11 protein-coding genes, 2 tRNA genes and 2 pseudogenes are annotated in these 16777 nt (G+C 66.0%); 9 read left to right on the top strand and 6 right to left on the bottom strand.

The window, feature by feature from the left end; translation table 11 throughout:
* Positions 1–13: 13 nt before the first annotated feature.
* The 3 genes from ACPW74_RS02315 to ACPW74_RS02305 all read right to left on the bottom strand — a co-directional run bounded on the left by ACPW74_RS02315 (position 14) and on the right by ACPW74_RS02305 (position 3748).
* Positions 14–1876, bottom strand: a complete 1863-nt coding sequence (locus ACPW74_RS02315) for a peptidase U32 family protein (protein WP_216987956.1) — start codon at positions 1874–1876, stop codon at positions 14–16.
* A 178-nt stretch (positions 1877–2054) separates the two neighbouring features.
* Complete coding sequence (locus tag ACPW74_RS02310; RefSeq protein WP_042017735.1) at positions 2055–2666, bottom strand: LysE family translocator; 612 nt, start codon at positions 2664–2666, stop codon at positions 2055–2057.
* A 128-nt stretch (positions 2667–2794) separates the two neighbouring features.
* Complete coding sequence (locus tag ACPW74_RS02305; protein WP_041211218.1) at positions 2795–3748, bottom strand: LysR family transcriptional regulator; 954 nt, start codon at positions 3746–3748, stop codon at positions 2795–2797.
* 200 nt (positions 3749–3948) lie between these two features.
* On the opposite strand from ACPW74_RS02305, the gene ACPW74_RS02300 reads away from it, so the two are divergent.
* The 6 genes and pseudogenes from ACPW74_RS02300 to ACPW74_RS02275 all read left to right on the top strand — a co-directional run bounded on the left by ACPW74_RS02300 (position 3949) and on the right by ACPW74_RS02275 (position 8089).
* The gene (locus ACPW74_RS02300; protein ID WP_201890683.1) at positions 3949–5037 is read left to right on the top strand and encodes a ketoacyl-ACP synthase III; all 1089 of its coding nucleotides are present in this window, start codon (positions 3949–3951) and stop codon (positions 5035–5037) included.
* 221 nt (positions 5038–5258) lie between these two features.
* Positions 5259–5343 (top strand) — tRNA-Tyr (locus ACPW74_RS02295).
* A gap of 31 nt (positions 5344–5374) precedes the next feature.
* Positions 5375–5459 (top strand) — tRNA-Tyr (locus ACPW74_RS02290).
* A 136-nt stretch (positions 5460–5595) separates the two neighbouring features.
* A complete protein-coding gene (locus ACPW74_RS02285; protein WP_010673275.1) occupies positions 5596–5868 on the top strand; it encodes a hypothetical protein in 273 nt (90 codons plus the stop codon).
* A 101-nt stretch (positions 5869–5969) separates the two neighbouring features.
* Positions 5970–6701, top strand: a pseudogene (locus tag ACPW74_RS02280) (EAL domain-containing protein).
* 82 nt (positions 6702–6783) lie between these two features.
* Positions 6784–8089: pseudogene (locus ACPW74_RS02275) on the top strand (endonuclease/exonuclease/phosphatase family protein).
* A gap of 56 nt (positions 8090–8145) precedes the next feature.
* On the opposite strand, the gene ACPW74_RS02270 reads toward ACPW74_RS02275, so the two are convergent.
* The 3 genes from ACPW74_RS02270 to dsrO are packed head-to-tail and all read right to left on the bottom strand — an operon-like array spanning position 8146 to position 13137.
* Complete coding sequence (locus ACPW74_RS02270) at positions 8146–11253, bottom strand: tetrathionate reductase subunit A (RefSeq protein ID WP_201890680.1); 3108 nt, start codon at positions 11251–11253, stop codon at positions 8146–8148.
* Positions 11253–12359 carry an NrfD/PsrC family molybdoenzyme membrane anchor subunit gene (gene nrfD, locus ACPW74_RS02265; RefSeq protein ID WP_254231710.1) on the bottom strand — a complete coding sequence of 369 codons (1107 nt, stop codon included), beginning with the start codon at positions 12357–12359 and terminating at the stop codon, positions 11253–11255. The genes ACPW74_RS02270 and nrfD overlap by 1 nt, the downstream gene beginning before the upstream one ends.
* Positions 12349–13137, bottom strand: a complete 789-nt coding sequence (gene dsrO / locus ACPW74_RS02260; RefSeq protein WP_266140119.1) for a sulfate reduction electron transfer complex DsrMKJOP subunit DsrO — start codon at positions 13135–13137, stop codon at positions 12349–12351. Before dsrO ends, nrfD begins: the two co-directional genes overlap by 11 nt.
* A gap of 259 nt (positions 13138–13396) precedes the next feature.
* Between dsrO and ACPW74_RS02255 the strand changes: the two genes are divergently transcribed.
* From ACPW74_RS02255 to pepE, 3 genes are all read left to right on the top strand, one after another.
* On the top strand, positions 13397–15316 hold the full coding sequence (locus tag ACPW74_RS02255) for a sensor histidine kinase (protein WP_425859173.1): 1920 nt from the start codon (positions 13397–13399) through the stop codon (positions 15314–15316).
* 51 nt (positions 15317–15367) lie between these two features.
* Positions 15368–15928, top strand: a complete 561-nt coding sequence (locus ACPW74_RS02250; protein WP_425858537.1) for a response regulator transcription factor — start codon at positions 15368–15370, stop codon at positions 15926–15928.
* Between the two features lie 120 nt (positions 15929–16048).
* Positions 16049–16777 (top strand): dipeptidase PepE, encoded by a 729-nt coding sequence (gene pepE, locus ACPW74_RS02245; protein ID WP_048208247.1) that lies wholly within the window; start codon positions 16049–16051, stop codon positions 16775–16777.

Below are 16777 nucleotides of genomic sequence, written 5' to 3'. Positions count from 1 at the left end.
CCCACTCGGGCAATCATCCTCTCTTCAGGCTGCCCATCACCTGCATCTCGCAGCGATGGCAGTCAAAGCGCAGGCGGAAACTCTCCTTGCCCATCTTGAGCTCCAGGGGCTCGGCCTTGAGACCGGGCACCTCCTTGGGGCAGAGCTGCTGGCTGTAGCGGATGCAGTGCTTCGTTGTCATCAGCACCACTTCCCGCTCCTCCTTGTTCGCCTCATACGCGGGGGCGATGCTCCCCACCCCGTGTTCGCGAAAGAACTGCTCCGCCGCGCTGTTCAGCACGTTGCCGAGGTAGGAGAGCCGATGCTGGGGATAAACGGCGCCTCGCAGGGGAATGCGCCGCTCGGGTCGCCGGTAGGCTGCCAGACGGGCCGCCTCCAAGGCGGCAATGCCGTCCCGGCGCAAGCCGTTAAGCTGTGAAGCCGCAATAAATAGCGGGCGAGTGAATGCCAACTCAATCTGGCGCGCCACAAACAGGGTGTTGCCGAGTTTGCCGAGCTGATCCCTGGCCTGTTGCAGCGCCCGTTCCGGGTTGTCGGCCGGCTGCTGGTCGCAGGGGAGCGTGACGGCGGCGCCAATGCCCTGCTCGTCCACAAGTTCAAGCCGCAGTCCCTCGTCGCACTCCGATAGCCGCATATCGACCCGGATGCGGCGATCCGCGCTCCCCTTTTCGAGCTGCTTGCTGAAGGCCTGATCGTGGTTGCGAAAGATCTCGGTGCCCACCTTGAGACCGGGCATGGGTTCCGACAGGAGTAACCGCTTGCTCTGTGCCTTCTCCTCCACTTTATTGAGGCGCATCCCCACCAGCTCGCCCCCCGGCTTGAAGAAGCCGAGGCCATCGCCGTTGTTGAGGGCAACGGCCTGGCCGTCGATCTCGATGCCATCGCGGGTCACGCTGGTGACGCGCCCGAGCGGCTCCCCTACGTATTTCGGGCTGCGCGGCGAATCGATGCCTGGCTGTCGGCCATGGAGGAAGTAGTCGGTGCTGCCCCGGTTGAAACTCTTCTTGGGATCCGGCGTAAAGGTGTAGCTGCAACGACCGGCGGAAGCGGCCACCAGATCGGGGCGGCTCGCCAGGATGGTGTCCAGCTTCTGGCGATACCAGGCGGTGACGTTCTTGACGTAGTCGAGCCCCTTGAGGCGCCCTTCAATCTTGAAGGAGCGGATCCCTGCGGCGATCAGCGCCTCCAGGTTGTCGGTCTGATCCATGTCTTTCAAGGAAAGCAGGTGGCTGTTTTCCACCAGCACCTCCCCCCCTGGCGTTTGCAGGGAACAGGGCAGCCGACAGAGCTGGGCGCACTCGCCGCGATTCGCGCTGCGCCCGGTGCGGGCGTGGCTGATGTTGCACTGGCCGCTGTAGGAGACACACAGGGCGCCGTGGATGAAGAACTCCAGCTGCACGCTCGTGGCGGCGCTTATCTCGCGGATCTGCGCAAGGGAGAGCTCGCGGGCCAGCACCACCTGGGAGAAGCCCACGTCCTGCAGAAACGTCACCTTTTCCGGGGTGCGGTTGTCGGTCTGGGTGCTGGCGTGCAGCGCGATGGGGGGCAAATCGAGCGCTAGCAGCCCCATGTCCTGCACGATCAGCGCATCGGCGCCCGCCTGGTAGATCTGGTGGGTCAGGCGCCGGGCCTGCTCCAGCTCGTGGTCGTGCAGCAGGGTATTGAAGGCGACGAAGACCTGGGCGCCGAAGCGGTGAGCATGGCGGGCAAGAGCCTCGATATCCTCAAGGCTGTTGCCCGCTGCGCTGCGGGCACCGAAGGCGGGCCCCCCCATGTAGACGGCATCGGCGCCGTGGTTGATGGCCTCGATGCCATAGGCGAGGTTCTTGGCCGGGGCCAGCAACTCCAGGCGGTTGTGATGGTTCTGATCGCGCATAACGTCCGGTTCAAAGGGCTGCAAATGGCCGCCACTCTAGCCAGACTCCCCGCCCCCCGCCTTGATCCCGCTTAAGATCACCGCAGAATGCAGGATTGACCAGGTACAAGGACATCTGGCGGCCCCCTTATTCCCCGGCCCTGACAGAATGCCGACTACGCAGGCACCCGACGCGGAGCTAGATCACGACCTTGAGGGCCAGCCCCAGCAGCACCAGGCCGCTCACCTTGTCGATCACGGTGGATTTGGCCTTGAGCCAGGCGAGTACGGGCCCGCGAGAGAGCACCAGGGCCACCAGCACATACCAGAGCGCATCGATGCCGCCTGCGGTCAGCATCATGATGCCCCCCTCACGCCAGCCGGTGTCGGCGTGCACGAACTGGCTGAACAGGGCGATAAAGAAGATGGCGAGCTGGGGGTTCAAGAAGGCCACCATAAAGCCCTCGAACGCCCCCTGACGTCCCCGTGGCGGGTGCCCATCCTCCTTGCCTGCCTCACCCCCTGCGGGCCTGGCCAGCAACGCCTTGATCCCGAGCCAGGCGAGGAACGCCGCGCCGCCGTAGCGGATGAGATCGAACAGCAGCGGGGTCTGGGTGATCAGGATGGCGAGGCCGAGGGCCGTGATCAGCGCATAGATGCCGACTCCCAGGCCATGTCCCAGCGCCGTGGCAACCCCGTGGCCCTGCCCTCCCTGCACCGTATTGCGGATGATCAGTGCCAGGCTCGGCCCCGGGCTGATGGCCCCCATCACGCAAATGGCGGCCAGCGCCAGCCAACTCGTCAGCTCCATACCTTCTCTTCCTTCGTGTCGATTGTTGTCACCCGGGATCAGGGTAGGGGGTGGCTCGCTATGCCAGAAGTGAAAGTTATGAATAGAGTCCATAGCCAGTGGCTATAGAGTGGCACAACCCGCTGCCATCAGCGGCTCGCCTGCGACCCTCCTGCCAACTGCTTGCGACTCTCCCCCAAGGTGAATTGCAGGTGATCCCGCAGGAAGGGATAGGCCAGCTCGCGAAACCAGCGGTGAGCCGGATCCAGGTGGTGGCGCTGGTGCCACAGCAGATGATACTGCTGGACCCGGGTGGCGAAGGGGAGATCGCAAAAACTCAGGGCATGTTCCCGGGAGAGCTGCCAGGCGATATGGGCCGGGGTGGTCATCAGACAGTCTGTGCGCAGCAGCACCTCCACCGCTGCCTGGAAGAAGGGCACCCGGGCAAACCAGCGGCGGGAGAGCCCGCGGGGGGCCAGCACCTGCTCCACCGGGCTGTCCTTGTCCCCGCCCCCGCTCACCTGCAGGTGGGGCCAGGCGAGGTAATCCTCCAGGCTGAGCGCCATGCCAGAGAGCGGGTGATGGCGCCCCATCAGCACCACCAGCCTGTCCTCCCCCTGATGCAGGCCACGGATCTGGTCCGGCACCAGCTCCGTGATGGTGGAGACCATGTCCAGCTCCGATTGCCAGAGCTGGGGCAACTGGCGCTTGTCCCACAGGCTGTACTCCAGCGCCGCCCGGGGGGCGGCCCTCGCCAGGGCCGCACAGATGTCCGGCAGGATGTGCTGGGCCACGTAGTCGGAGGAGGCGAGCCGAAACACCCGCTCGCAGCGCTCGGGGGCAAATTCAGGCGCCTCGTAGAGCCGCTCCAGGGCACCGAGGGAATCGGCAAGCTGGGCCGCCAGGGCCTCGGCTCGCGGGGTCAGCAGCCAGCGCTGCCCTTCCCGCACCAGCAGCTCGTCGCCAAACTCGCTGCGAAGCTGGCCGAGCTGCTTGCTGATGGAGGGCTGGCTAAGGTTCAGCAGCTCCGCCGCCCGGCTGATATTGCGGGTCTCCAGCAGCACCTTGAGGGTGGGCAAGAGATTGAGATTCGCTTTGTGCACAGGAGTCACCTCGGGAAGGGGTCGCCGGGATCGGGCCTTCATCTTACGGCAAGGAGAAGCGGAAATTTAAGCAAAATCACGGTCTTGCTCCCGCCACTCCCCTTACACTGGGAGGACCGCAGGATGACAGTGAACGCCCCGTGCGGCATAATTTCGCCACTTTCCGCCCCAGGGCGGCCATCACGACAAGCGACGACAAGATGACATACGCCACTATCACCGGGTGGGGAAAATGCCTGCCCCCCGCCTCGCTGACCAACGATGACCTCGGCACCATCATGGATACCTCGGACGAGTGGATCTACCCGCGCACCGGCATCAAGGCCCGCCGGGTCTCCCATGTCAGCACCCAGGCGCTCGCCACCCTGGCCGCCCGTCGCGCCCTGGCGTGCGCAGGTCTGGACGCCGCCGCCCTCGATGGCATTATCCTCGCGACCGCCACACCGGGCACGCTGGTCCCCAATGGCGCCTCCGCCGTGCAGCAGGCCCTCGGCGCCCACAAGGCGGCGGTGTTCGACCTCAACGCCGCCTGCACCGGCTTCGTCTATGCCCTCTCCGTCGCCACCTCCCTGGTGCAGACCGGCATGATGCAAAGGGTGCTGGTGATCGGCGCCGAGCGGCTGACCCAGTTGCTGGACTGGGCCAAGCGCGACACCGCCGTGCTGTTTGGCGACGGCGCCGGTGCCGTCATCATAGAGGCGAGCGAGCAGGAGAGCGGCCTGATTGCCAGCAAGCTCGGTTGTGACAGCGAGGCGCGGGAGATACTGCACGTGCCGAACTTCGGCACCGATCGGGTGCGCTTTGCCGACATCGACGGCCTCTTCACCTTCAACTTCGAGGGGCAGGAGATCTTCAAGCGTGCCGTGCGCGGCATGGGCGAGGCCACCGGCGCCGTGCTGGCCCAGGCCGGCATCGCCCCCGAGCAGGTCGATCTCATCGTGCCGCACCAGGCGAACGTGCGCATCATCGAGACCCTGGCCAAGCGGATGAACGCCCCCATGGAGAAGGTGATGGTCAACATAGAGCAGTACGGCAACACCTCCGCCGCCACTGTGCCCATCGCCCTGTGCGAGGCGCTGGAGCAGGGTCGGGTCAAGCCGAACAGCTACCTGCTGACCGCCGCCTTCGGGGCCGGGCTAACCTGGGGCGCCGCCCTCATCAAATGGGGAGATCGCGTCACCCCGATCGCGAGTTGCGACGAGGTGCTGCCCCCCTGCGAGCAGAGCGCCCTCGAACTCATCGCCCATGCGGTGCAGGGTTGCCAGCAGGCCCGCCCCGCCGACGCCTGAGCGAGCGCCCGCTCCCCATGATCCGCCAGGAGCCCGAGGCTCCTGGCTGCCAGCCCCCTACGCCCCCTCGCCGTTTCGGCAGCGACATAAAAGTCATTGAAAAGTGTGAATTTTGAGCGAAACATATCAAAAAATGACCACTTGACACTTTTTTGTCGTCAGAATGCGGCCAAGGGGTTCACAACCTTGCCGGATCTGGTAGTATGCGGCCTCGCACTTGGGGAGGGGTTCCCGAGCGGCCAAAGGGATCAGACTGTAAATCTGACGGCTCTGCCTTCGAAGGTTCGAATCCTTCTCCCTCCACCATCTTCCTGAACACAATATGCAATGCCCCTGTGGAGGGGTTCCCGAGCGGCCAAAGGGATCAGACTGTAAATCTGACGGCTCTGCCTTCGAAGGTTCGAATCCTTCTCCCTCCACCATCCTTCAGACAACCCGGCCTCGCGCCGGGTTTTCGCTTTTCTGGATAGAATCCACATGGCGCTGTCAGATCTGACAATTGCCCTTCCCGCACTTTTTAGAAACAGTAGAGCCTCATGTCGCAAGGAGTGCACACAGATGTTTGAAATCTGGGATGAAACGGGTCGCGAGCACGGGCTAACACTGCCCGAGCTGCAACTGCGGCTGCGGGATTACCAGGGAGACGTGATGGTGCGCTACCTCAACCGCCTCGGCCTGCCGAGCACCCTCTTCCTGACCATCCGTCAGGGATGCGCCTATCAGCGCTTCAAGGCGGGCTCCCCCATGCTCGACTGGTCCTGGCTTGCCCAGGCCATGCACGCAGCCCCCCTGGCTGGCGCCGCACCTGCACAGGGCCATGCCCTTCCCTGACCCCCTCCTTCCTGCCCACGCCCATTATCAGACTCTTCCTACAGCCTCCCTTTAGACCCTCCCTGTATGATGCGCAGCCATGTTCCCGTCAGGTGAGAGCCATGTTTGCGTTCAAAGAAGAGTATCCCGTGAGTGCCATGGTCAGCATGGCGGATATCGTCGTCCCCTTTTACCAGCCCATCATCGGCCAGGATCGTCAGGTCAAGGGGTATGAGGTGCTGGCCAGACGCAGGGATGCCGGCAGCTAGGGTTATCAGAGCATCGATTTTGCCGCCCTCGGCGAGGATGATGCCCTGCACCTGGATATCGTCATGCTCAGGGCCATCATGCGCGATCTGCCCGTGCTCGCCCAAAAAGGCCCCTATGCACTCTCCATCAACCTCAATCCGGCGCTCTCCAGCCCCACCTACCGCAATCTGCTGTTGCTGGTGCTGCTCCAGGCCCGCAAGCTGGGGATAGACATCTGGTTCGAGGTGCTGGAACACGTCAGGATCAAACACCAGCACAGGGAGATGATCGAGGTGTTGCGGGCCCATGGCGCCCACATCGCCTGTGATGACTTCGGCTCCCTGGCGTGCAATTTCCAGCGCCTGATGATGCTTCCCTACGAGATCGTCAAGCTGGATCGCTCCCTGCTGCTTCAGGCTGCGCGCAGCACCCACGCCCTCAACATGCTGACGGGTCTGGTGAAATACCTGCAACGACTCGGCATGTCCGTGGTGTGCGAGGGGGTGGAGACCCAGGCCCATATCGAGGTGGCGAACCGGCTGGGCTGCGACTATCAGCAGGGCTACGCCTACGCCATTCCCTCCCCTCTCTCCCGCTGGGCCTGAGCCGAGCGCTTGCGTGTCACGGGGGAAACCCGGGCACCTTTCCCATGAAATCCGGCAAGGTGCTGCCATTTTCCTGCCAAAGATGGCAGGCTGTCCCGGCCACACTGACGCCGAGGTCCGCCATGGTTCGCTTTGCCACCTTCAATCTCGCCTTCGACCGTACCGCCGCCGGCATGCTCGCCGGTGAACTGGCCCTCAGTCGTACCGAGCAGGATGCCCTGCTGGCCCGCCTCGCCGACGGCACCTTGAGCGGCGCCGAGAAGACCAGGGCCCTCGACGTGCAGCAGATCCGCAACATCGCCGAAATCATCCAGCGCACCCGGCCGGACGTGTTGCTGCTGAGCGAATTCGACAATGACGGCAAGGGCCGCGACACCACGGACCTCAAAGCCTTCAACGACAACTACCTGGCCCACGCCCAGCACGACGAGGTGGCCGCCATCAGCTACCCGGTGCTGCAGAACTTCGCCACCAACACCGGTCTGATGAGCGGCCATGACCTCAACCTGGACGGCAAGGTCAACAACGGGCCGGACGACGCCTGGGGCTTTGGCAGCTATCACGGTCAGTACGCCTTCGCCGTGATGTCCCAGTACCCCATCGATACCAAGCAGATCCGCACCTTCCAGAGATTCAAGTGGAAGGAGATGCCGGGCGAAGTGAATCCCGTCATCGACGACTGCAACAATGCCAAGGCGCCGATCCCGGCCGGCCGCCAATGCGGCGATGCCTGGTATGACGACGCCGCCTGGCAGGCCTTCCCGCTCTCGTCCAAGAACCACGCCGACGTGCCGGTGCGCATCAAGCGTGGCAACAAGGAGGAGGTGATCCACTTCCTCATCTCCCACCCGACTCCGCCCATCTTCGGCAACGCGGCGCGCCACAACGTCAAGCACAACCGGGCCGAAGTCGCCTTCTGGCAGGACTATGTAGAGACCGCCAGCTACATGGTGGATGACGCCGGCAAGGCCGGTGGCCTGCCCGCGGGCGCCAGGTTCGTCATCGCCGGCGATCTCAACGCCGACCCCCAGATTGGCGATGGGGATCTCACCGCCATTCAGGATCTGCACAACCATGTGCTGGTCAACCAGACCGTCACCAACGGCGCCCTGATCCCGATCAGCCAGGGCGGCCCCGAGTGCCTCGCCAGCCAGCCGGATCAGTGCAAGCGCAACAACAACCGCCCCACCCCGGAGCGCATTACCAGCAGCAGCGGCCTGCAGCTCGACCACGTGCTCCCCTCCGCCAACCTGAACGCGGTCGCCTCCGGCGTGTTCTGGCCGGCCAGCTTCGAACCTGGCTACCACCTGGTGTATGACCCCAAGCTGGGCATCGCCAAGGGAGTCAGCTCGGATCACCGCCTGGTGTGGGTCGACGTCACACTGTGACAGTGACGCAGAGCAGACAAGCAACGGGGCCCGCAGGCCCCGTTTTCATTGGTTTGTCATACCAGCTTCTCCACCCGGGCCGGCAACCCCTGGCGGGCCGACGAGCCGATGGCCCAGTCCACCAGGGGATAGCGGCCATGGCGGCTGGGATCCAGCACCGCCAGATCGTTGAGGTTGACCCCGGCTCCGCGCAGCGGATTGGCGACCACTTTCTGGCCGTCTATCCAGTGTTCCCGCGCCCCCAGCTCCTTGTGGCCGAAACCGTGCTCGATGGCGATGGCATCGGCCTGCACCCCGGCCACGCACTCGGCCACCCCGATCACGCTGCCATCCGGGGTGCTGACCCGTACCCTGTCCCCGCTCTCGATGCCCAGCTGCGCCGCCGTCTGCACATTGAGCCGCACCCGGTTGCTGGGGTTCACCTGGCGCAGGCGATCCGAGCCGATGCTCATGGAGCTCATGGTGTGGGACTTGTAGCTGGTGAGCAGCAGCGGCCACTGGGCCGGCTTGAACGCCTCATTGAGCGGCGTGCCGTCCGCCAGCTGGGGGCGGAAGAAGCGCGGGGTACCACTCAGGAACTGCCCGCTCTGGCTGTGGCGGCGGCTGCCCACCTCGGGGTTCCACACCATCAGCGGCTTGGGCCAGCGCTTGCTCGGTTGACCCGCTTCGTCGCGCCCCTTGGCCGCCGGCTCGAAGCGCCCGCCACGGGCGAAGAGATAGGCGGCGCGGCCCGCCTCCTCCGCACTCAGGGTGGCATTCAGCACCGGCAGGATCCGTTCCACCCCGGACCAGGCGAGATCCTCAGGCCCGATAGGAGGCACCGGCTCGCCGAGATAGGCGACGTTGGCCGCCCCGTAGAGGGAGAAGTCCGCCGCCTTATGCAGGGCATGCAGCTTGCCATCCGCCCCTTTGAGCGCCCCCTCGCCAAAACCCGGCAGCCCCAGCCGTTTGGCCACCGCGATAAAGAAAGACTCCATGCAGACCGGATCTCCCTCGGCGGTCTTGGCGACACGGGGCTCCACGATAGGCCAGCGGCCTGTGGAGACCTTGGTCATCACCCCGTGCCAGGCGGTGGCCCAACCCCAGGACTCGTAGGTGAGGGTGTCCGGCACCAGGTAGTCCGACAGCGCCGACGACTCGTTGATGAAGCTGTCGATGCTGACCACAAGGGGCAGCACGGCAGGGTCCTTGAGCTCTTCGCCTATGGCCTTGCTGAGCCCGGCTTGGCCGTAGAGGGGGTTGCCCATGTGATTGATCCAGGCCTTGAGCCGGTAGGGGTAACCGTTCACCGCCGCGGTCAGGTGTTCGCCGAGCAGAGGGCCGGAGATGGGGAACCAGGGCTCCCGCGCCGGATAGGGGTTCTGGCCCGCCTCGCGCTTGCGCCGATATTCGGAAGTTTTCTCGTAGGGGAACTTGGATCGCGACAGGAAGACCCCGGCGGGCTTGACCATGCCGGGGAAGCTCGCCAGATCGTAGCGCGGCCCCGCCCCGAAGGGATCGAACTTGCCGCCGCTCGCCACGGCGCCGCCCCGGGCGTTCAAGTTCCCAATCATGACGTTGAGCATCATGATGGCCCAGGCCGAGTAGAAGCCGTTGGCGCTCATGGTGCCGCCGTGGGAGACCACTGCCGCCCGGGTGCCGTGGCTGGTGAACTCCCGCGCCAGCGCCTCGATATCGCTCACCGGCACGGCGCACTCTGCGCTGTATTGCGCGAGAGTGTGCTCCCGGCACGCCTCGGCCAGCAGCTGGAAGCTGCTCTTGACCATGAACTTCCCCTTGGGGCCCTGAATGGTGCGATCCACCCAGAGGTTGGCCCGCTCACACTGGCCGGCGGGTCTCGGCTCGCCGCTGCTCGCCTCCTCTACCAGCATGGCGTCCCCCTCCCCGTAGGCTTCCCCCTCAAAGGGCAAACCGAGATCGCTGGCCCGCAGCATCTGACCGAAGCGCGGGTGGGACTCGTCGCAGAGCACCAGGTGGCTGGCGTTGCAAAAACCGCGATAGCCGACCCGCTCGGCGGCAGCGGCATGGGGGGCTGCCAGAAAGGACTCGGCGAAACGCTGGTTGTCGATGATCCAGCGCAGCATGGCCATGGCCAGCGCCGAGTCGGTGGCGGGGCGGATGGGCAGCCAGCGGTTGGCCGGGGCGGAGGGCATGTTCACCGTGTTCGGCAGGCTGGGGGCCACCACCACGTAGGAGAACGGCTTGCCCGGTCGCGCCCGGTTTGCCGCCAGCTGACGGGACTGGCGCTTGAAGGGGTTGCCCGATTGCTGGGGCGAGGTGCCCATGAACAGCAGGAAGTCGCTCTCGTCCCAGTCCGGTTTGAGGTGGGCGTTCTTCTCCAGATCGTCCAGCAGGGCGCCGGCCCCGACCCGGAACGACAGGCCGCAATAAGCGCCGTGATTGGCAAAGTTGCGGGTGCCGAAGCTGTTGAAGGTGAAGCGCTTGATGAAGTGATCCCGCCCCTCGTCCGAGGCGTTGCTCACCAGTAGCTGGTTGGCCCTGGGGCCGTACTCCGGGTTGGCCGGGTCGAGCGGCTCGACGAGGTTGCGAATGGCCCGCAGCCCCTCAACCTGGCCCTCGCCGAACAGATCACCCCCCTCCACCACCTCGGCCACCAGCTGCTCGAAGGGGATGCTCTGCCAGCGACCGCTGCCACGGGGCCCCACCCGCTTGAGACAACGGGTGACCCGCTGCGGGCTGTCGAGCTGCTCCAGCATGGCGTTGCCCCGGGCGCAGGCGGTGGAGCGCCCGTCCAGCCCCCCTTCCTGGTAGCCACTGGTTGCGAGCAGCGCCTGCTTGACCGGGGTCTTGAAGTCGATGTGGTGGCGGGCGGAGAGGGGGTGATAGGGGTTGCCCAGGATCCGCACTATCTGGTCGCGCTCGTTGTCGATGCGGGCCCGCACTCCGCACAGGGTCCAGCAGCCGAGGCACATGGTGTTGGCAACCCGCTGGGCCGGGTTGGGGTGCAGCTCCCCCCGCTCGTCAACCCGGTACTCCACGGCCAGCGAGTTGCCATGGATGGGATCCCGGGTCGGGTGGCCCGAGCTGCCGGTGGCAATGCCACTCGCCACCTGCTTGAGGGTGTCGCTGTAACCGGCGACAAACAATCCGGTGCCACCGGCGATGGCGGCGCCCTTGAGAAACGTGCGTTTGCTGTGATCCATCAGAGTGCCTCGCGTGCAAAAAGAGTGGGTGCCTTGATGGCAGAGGAAACAGAGGGGCGCACCAGCTCCGAGAGGGCCACCAGCAGGGCCAGCAGCAGACTGAAGGTGCCGAGAATGCCGAGCACACCGGCCGGGCCCCAGGCGATTTCATAGAGGTAGACGCCGGCACCGTATTTGGGTGCGAGCTGCCCCTGGATCAGCACCAGCCAACGCAGGCCCCACACCAGGTGCAGCCCCAGCAGCGCCAGCCCCCAGAGTGCCAGGCGGGCAGAGATCCTTCGCCGCAACAGCATCAGCAGGCCGGCCAGCCCCAGGGTCAGCAACAACCAGTGGGCCGCCAGCCGCCAGCTCGGGTCGAGCCGATAGAGGGCTGCAGCCTCTGCCGCCGAGGCACCGCCCAACAGGGCCCAGCCCAGCAGGGAGAGCGCCAGCAGGCCTAACGTCCAGCCACTCTGGCGCAGCAGGGTCGACTCGGTCTGGGCATGCCAACCCGCCAGCAAGCGGTTGAGCAGCAGCAGGGCACTCTGGGCCCCCAGCACCGCGCTCAGGGTCAGCAGCCAGGGCAACCAGGGGGTATGCCAGAGCGGGCGCGCCGCCACCGCCATGGTCTCGAGCCCGGTGTAGAGGGCGATGCTGAGCCCGCTCAGGGCCGCCAGCAGGGAGAGGGGCCTCTGCCAGGATTTCCCTGACCAGTCTCCCAGGCAGAGCAGCCGGGCAAGGCGAGCTATCTTGCCCCCTTCTGCGCCGCGCCGGGCCAGGGCAGGCCTTAGCAGCAGCCAGCCGAGCAGCATGGAGAACAGGCTGAACAGCGGCAGCAGATAGGCGCCATACCACATGACGGAGCCAAAGCGCGTCTGGGCGTAGAAGTGCCAGGCCCGGGCCGGCTGGTGCAGATCCGCGGTCAGGGCAATGGGGGCCACCAGGCCGGCCGCCACCATCAGCACCGCCGCCAGGGTCTGCAGCCGCGGGTCCGGCGCTTTGCGCCACAGCTCAAACGCGCCGAGCCAGAGGGCTCCGTAGGCGAGGCCGATGAGGAAGAAATATTGCACCGCCCAGGGCAGCCAGGTGATGGGCTGAGCCGGGGCCAGCAGTTCGTTAATGACCATGGGCTATCTCCTTGCCATCGTCGGTGAGCAGGGTGCGCAGGGCCGGATTGCCGTCGACCTTGCTGACGAAGGCCTCATCCATGCCGAGATAAAAGACCCGCGGCTGGGTATTGGCCTCGGGCTTGAGCACCTTGAGCGCCGGCTCGTGTTGGCGCAGCAAGCGGCTTATCCGGCTCTTGGGGTCGTTCAAATCCCCTATGATGCGCGCCTCGCCGACACAGCTCTCCACGCAGGCGGGCAAGAGCCCCGCCTCCAGCCGATGGGCGCAGAAGATGCACTTGTCGGCGGTGTTGGTCTCGTGGTTGATGAAGCGGGCATCATAGGGGCAGGCCTGCACGCAGTAGCCGCAGCCGACGCACCAGTCGTTGTTGACCACGACGATGCCGTCATCGCGCTGGAAGGTGGCGCCGGTGGGGCAGACATCGAGGCAGGCGGGCTCGGCGCAGTGGTTGCACAGCCTCGGCAGCATCAAGAGGGAGGCGGGAGCCTCGAGGGCGGCCACGTCGCTCACCTCGTACTGGCTCACCGTGGTGCGAAACTGGCCGAGTGGAGGCTGGTTTTCGATGGTGCAGGCCACGGTGCAGGCCTGACAGCCGACGCAGCGGCGCAGGTCGATCAGCATGCCGTAACGCTTGCGGCCATCCCCCCGGCTGATGGCCGCCCGCCCGTTGCGGGGAGCGGGAACGGACTGTGCCTGAACCTGGGTGACGGGGATCAGGGCCGCCCCTGCGGTGAGGGCGGCGATCCCGGATAACAATCGGCGCTTGCTGGGCTCCATGGCGTCTTTCCTTCTGCTGAGCTGGCTTGAAAGGGGTTGGGCCGATTGTCCTCAACGCGGGAAGTCGCCTCTATTGTGGTTTTCCACATACCGGGAGCCGGGTTGATCCAGCGCAATAAAAAATGCCCCAGCCCTGCTGAACTGTGACCGGGGCGGCGTTTGCCGCCCCTCCCGGCCCCCGTTCGCATGCAAGCGCACGTCCCGGTGATAGACTGCCCCTTTGCATAGAGAGGAGATCCCCCTGCACGCCCCAGTCCCCTTGCCCCTGCTCAGCCTGCTGCTCTGGCTCGCCCTGTCAGCCCTGCCGCTGCGGGTGCAGGCCGCCCCAACCCCCTCTGTGCCAGCGCTGGCCCAACAGCAGCCCACACCATCCCAGGCCACGCCGGTGCAGACCATGGCAGAGCCGATACGCATCGGCGTGCTGGCCACCCGCGGCCCGGCACTGGCCAGAGCCCAGTGGCAACCGCTGCTGCACTGGCTGGCACAGCGCGTGCCCGGCCATCGCTTCTTGCTGCATCCGCTGGGGCTCGATGAACTGGCCGAGGCCGTCGCCCGCGAGCACCTCGATTTCGTCATCACCAACCCGGGCCAGTCGGTGAGCCTGGCGCGCCAGTACCCACTGGCCTGGCTCGCCACCCTCAAGAGTCCGGCCGGGGGGGACAACCTAGCCATCGGCGCCGCCCTGGTGGTGCCTGCCCAGACCCCCTACCGACACTGGCGTGACCTCGAGGGACAAGCGGTCGCCGCCGTCTCGGAGAACGCCTTCGGCGGCTACCTCGCCTATCGCTTCGAGGCGGGCGAACAGGGAGTTCGGCTGGAGCGCTTCTTCTCCACCGTGCAGTTCACCGGCTTTCCGCTGGACCGGCTCATCGAGCGGCTGGCGGCTGGCGAGGTGGCCGCCGCCATCGTGCCGGTGTGTCAGCTGGAGCGCATGGAGCGGGAAGGCAAGGTCGCCAGGGGAGCGTTTCGGGTGCTGGACGATCAGGCGCCGGCCGGCTTTGGTTGCCAGAGCTCTACCCGGCTCTACCCCAACTGGTCCTTCGCCAAGACAGAGCGGGCCTCCCCCGCGCTGGCGCTGGCGGTGACCCGTGCACTGTTTGACCTGCCCGCTGATAGCGAGGCGGCCATCGCCGCCGATTCGGCGGGCTGGACAGTGCCCACCAGCGAGCTCGCCATCGACCGCCTGCTCAAGGCGCTGGATCGCCACCCGCTGCAGGGCCCCTGGTGGCAAGCGGCCTGGCACTGGCTGCGCCAGCATCAACAGTGGGGCTGGGGCGCCCTGGCGCTGGTACTGCTGCTGGGGGGCCACCACCTGCTGCTGCAACGTCTGTTCAACCGCAGCCAGCGCCGGCTGCTCAAAGCCCGCCACCAGCTCGAGCAGAAGGGACGCCAGCTGGCACAGGCCAGACGGCTCGCCGAACTGGGCGAGCTGGGCGCCAACGTGGCCCACGAGATCAATCAGCCCCTCAGCGCCATCGCCAACTACAGCCAGGGGGCCTTGTTGCGACTGGACAAATTGGCACAGGATCCGGCCCAGGCTGCCGCCCAGGCCTCCCTGCGTCAGGCCCTGGAGCAGATAGGACTCCAGGTCCAGCGCATCACCCAGACCGTCAACCGGCTCAGAGCCAGGCTGCAAAAGCGCCCTCCCCGCGTCGAGCCTTGCGACCTGCCCACCCTGGTGGCGGAGTTGCACCCCCTGCTGGAGCAGATGCTGGCGCCCCTCGACGTTGCCTTCACCCTGCACTGGCGGGGCCAGCCACGCCCGTTACCTCTGGACGGCACCGGGATGGAGCAGTTGCTGGTCAACCTCATCAAGAATGGCGCCGAGAGTGCGGCGCAGAGGGCTCGCCTTCCTACGCCAGCAGCGGCACAGGAGCCTGCCCGGGTTGAGCTGCTGATCGCCTTCGAGGCGCAGAGATTGTTGCTGGAGATCTGTGACAACGGTGCCGGCCTGAAGGTCCCCACGACCGAACTTCAGCAGGCGTTTTACAGCGACAAGCCCGATGGCATGGGGCTGGGGCTGGCCATCTGCCGGGAGGTGGTCGAGAGCCATCGCGGCCAGTTCAGCCTGGAGAACCTGAGCCCCCACGGCTGCCTGGCCCGGGTCATCCTGCCCGTGCCGCCACCCGAGGATCACACCTCAGCCACCCCCACCCACCAGCCAACACCGAGGAACTGAGATGCCGCCCCCTGCCCGCCCCCGCTCTATCTGGTCGACGACGACGAGGCCGTGCTCGACTCCCTGCGCTTCATGCTGGAGAGTTGCGACGAGCGGCAGCTGTTCAGCTTTGCCGATGGCGAGCGCTTTCTGGCCGAGGTCGACCTGCACCAGCCCGCCTGCCTCATTCTCGACTGCCGCATGCCAGGGCTCTCTGGCCCCGAGGTGCAGCAGCGGCTGAAGGCGGCCCAGAGCCCCATCGCCATCCTGTTTCTCACCGGCCACGGCGAGGTGCCGCTGGCGGTGGAGTCCCTCAAGCTGGGGGCGGTGGATTTCTTGCAAAAGCCGGTGCAGCTGGCCCCCCTGCTCGCCGCCATCGAGCGGGCCGAGCAGGCGACGCAGGCGGCGGCCACCCGCCTCGCCCAACTGGCCGCCTTTGAGCGCCTCACCCCGCGCGAACGCCAGTTGTTGCAGCTCATCGCCCGGGGCCACAAGAACCAGCAGATAGCGCAGGATCTCTGCATTTCGGTGCGCACCGTCGAGGTGTGCCGCGCCAGCCTGATGAAACGCCTGGCGGTGAACTCCCTCGCCGAGATGCTGCTGCGCTACGCGCAGGTGAGCGAACACCCCTGAGTGGCCTGCAACCGTACAAAACGGGCAGGGATCACACATTTGGCGCTTCGATGGCGGTAGAGTGCCCTCTTCTCTTCACCAGGATCGCCCGGGTCCTGCGCCTTGTTTCGAGGACACATCATGGAACTGCTTCTGCTCAGCAACGGTAAAACCACAGAACACCCCGGCCTGCTCGGCTGGGCCCGCGACCGGGTGCAAACCCTGCTCGCTCGCAACCAGGTCAAGCGCATCCTGCTCATCCCCTACGCGGTGATCCGCAGCGACTGGGATGCCCGCGCCCGGGAGCTCACCGAGAGTCTGGGGGTGGACGCCATCAGCATCCATCACTTCGACGATCCGGTGGATGCCATCAACCGGGCCGACGCCATCTTCATCAGCGGCGGCAATACCTGGCTCCTGAACCAGCGGCTGCACGAGTATGGTCTGGTGGTCCCCATCCAGCGTGCGGTGCGCGAGCGGGGCGTGCCCTATGTGGGCTGGAGCGCCGGCTGCAACGTGGCCACCCCCAGCATCCGCACCACCAACGACATGCCTGTGTGCAGCGCCGTCGTGCTGCCTGCGCTGGGGCTCTTCCCCGTGCAGATCAATCCACACTATCTGGACGCCAGCATCAGCGGCCACATGGGGGAGACCCGGGACGAGCGTCTGGCCGAGTTCTGCGCCATCAACCCGAGCGAATCCGTGGTGGCCCTGCGCGAGGCGAGCCTGTTGCAGATCGGCGGCGATCACATCGAGTACTGGAGCGCCCGGGGCGAGACCTTCAAGATCTTCAAGCACGGCGAACCCATCCGGGAATACGGGGACGCTGCGCCTCTGGCAGCGCTCACCCCCTTCACGCCGGCACGCTGA

It is taken from the genome of Aeromonas sp. INTO2 (assembly GCF_049860605.1).
Taxonomy (GTDB): domain Bacteria; phylum Pseudomonadota; class Gammaproteobacteria; order Enterobacterales; family Aeromonadaceae; genus Aeromonas; species Aeromonas caviae.
The sequence above is the reverse complement of the archived record's forward strand: the minus strand, read 5'-3'. Positions and strand labels throughout refer to the sequence as shown.

What these genes read in the sequence shown, in the direction of transcription:
- ACPW74_RS02315 (WP_216987956.1), bottom strand. Translation starts at nt 1,876, where the DNA reads ATGCGCGATCAGAACCATCACAACCGCCTGGAGTTGCTGGCCCCGGCC.
- ACPW74_RS02310 (WP_042017735.1), bottom strand. Translation starts at nt 2,666, where the DNA reads ATGGAGCTGACGAGTTGGCTGGCGCTGGCCGCCATTTGCGTGATGGGG.
- ACPW74_RS02300 (WP_201890683.1), top strand. Translation starts at nt 3,949, where the DNA reads ATGACATACGCCACTATCACCGGGTGGGGAAAATGCCTGCCCCCCGCC.
- ACPW74_RS02285 (WP_010673275.1), top strand. Translation starts at nt 5,596, where the DNA reads ATGTTTGAAATCTGGGATGAAACGGGTCGCGAGCACGGGCTAACACTG.
- ACPW74_RS02270 (WP_201890680.1), bottom strand. Translation starts at nt 11,253, where the DNA reads ATGGATCACAGCAAACGCACGTTTCTCAAGGGCGCCGCCATCGCCGGT.
- nrfD (WP_254231710.1), bottom strand. Translation starts at nt 12,359, where the DNA reads ATGGTCATTAACGAACTGCTGGCCCCGGCTCAGCCCATCACCTGGCTG.
- dsrO (WP_266140119.1), bottom strand. Translation starts at nt 13,137, where the DNA reads ATGGAGCCCAGCAAGCGCCGATTGTTATCCGGGATCGCCGCCCTCACC.
- pepE (WP_048208247.1), top strand. Translation starts at nt 16,049, where the DNA reads ATGGAACTGCTTCTGCTCAGCAACGGTAAAACCACAGAACACCCCGGC.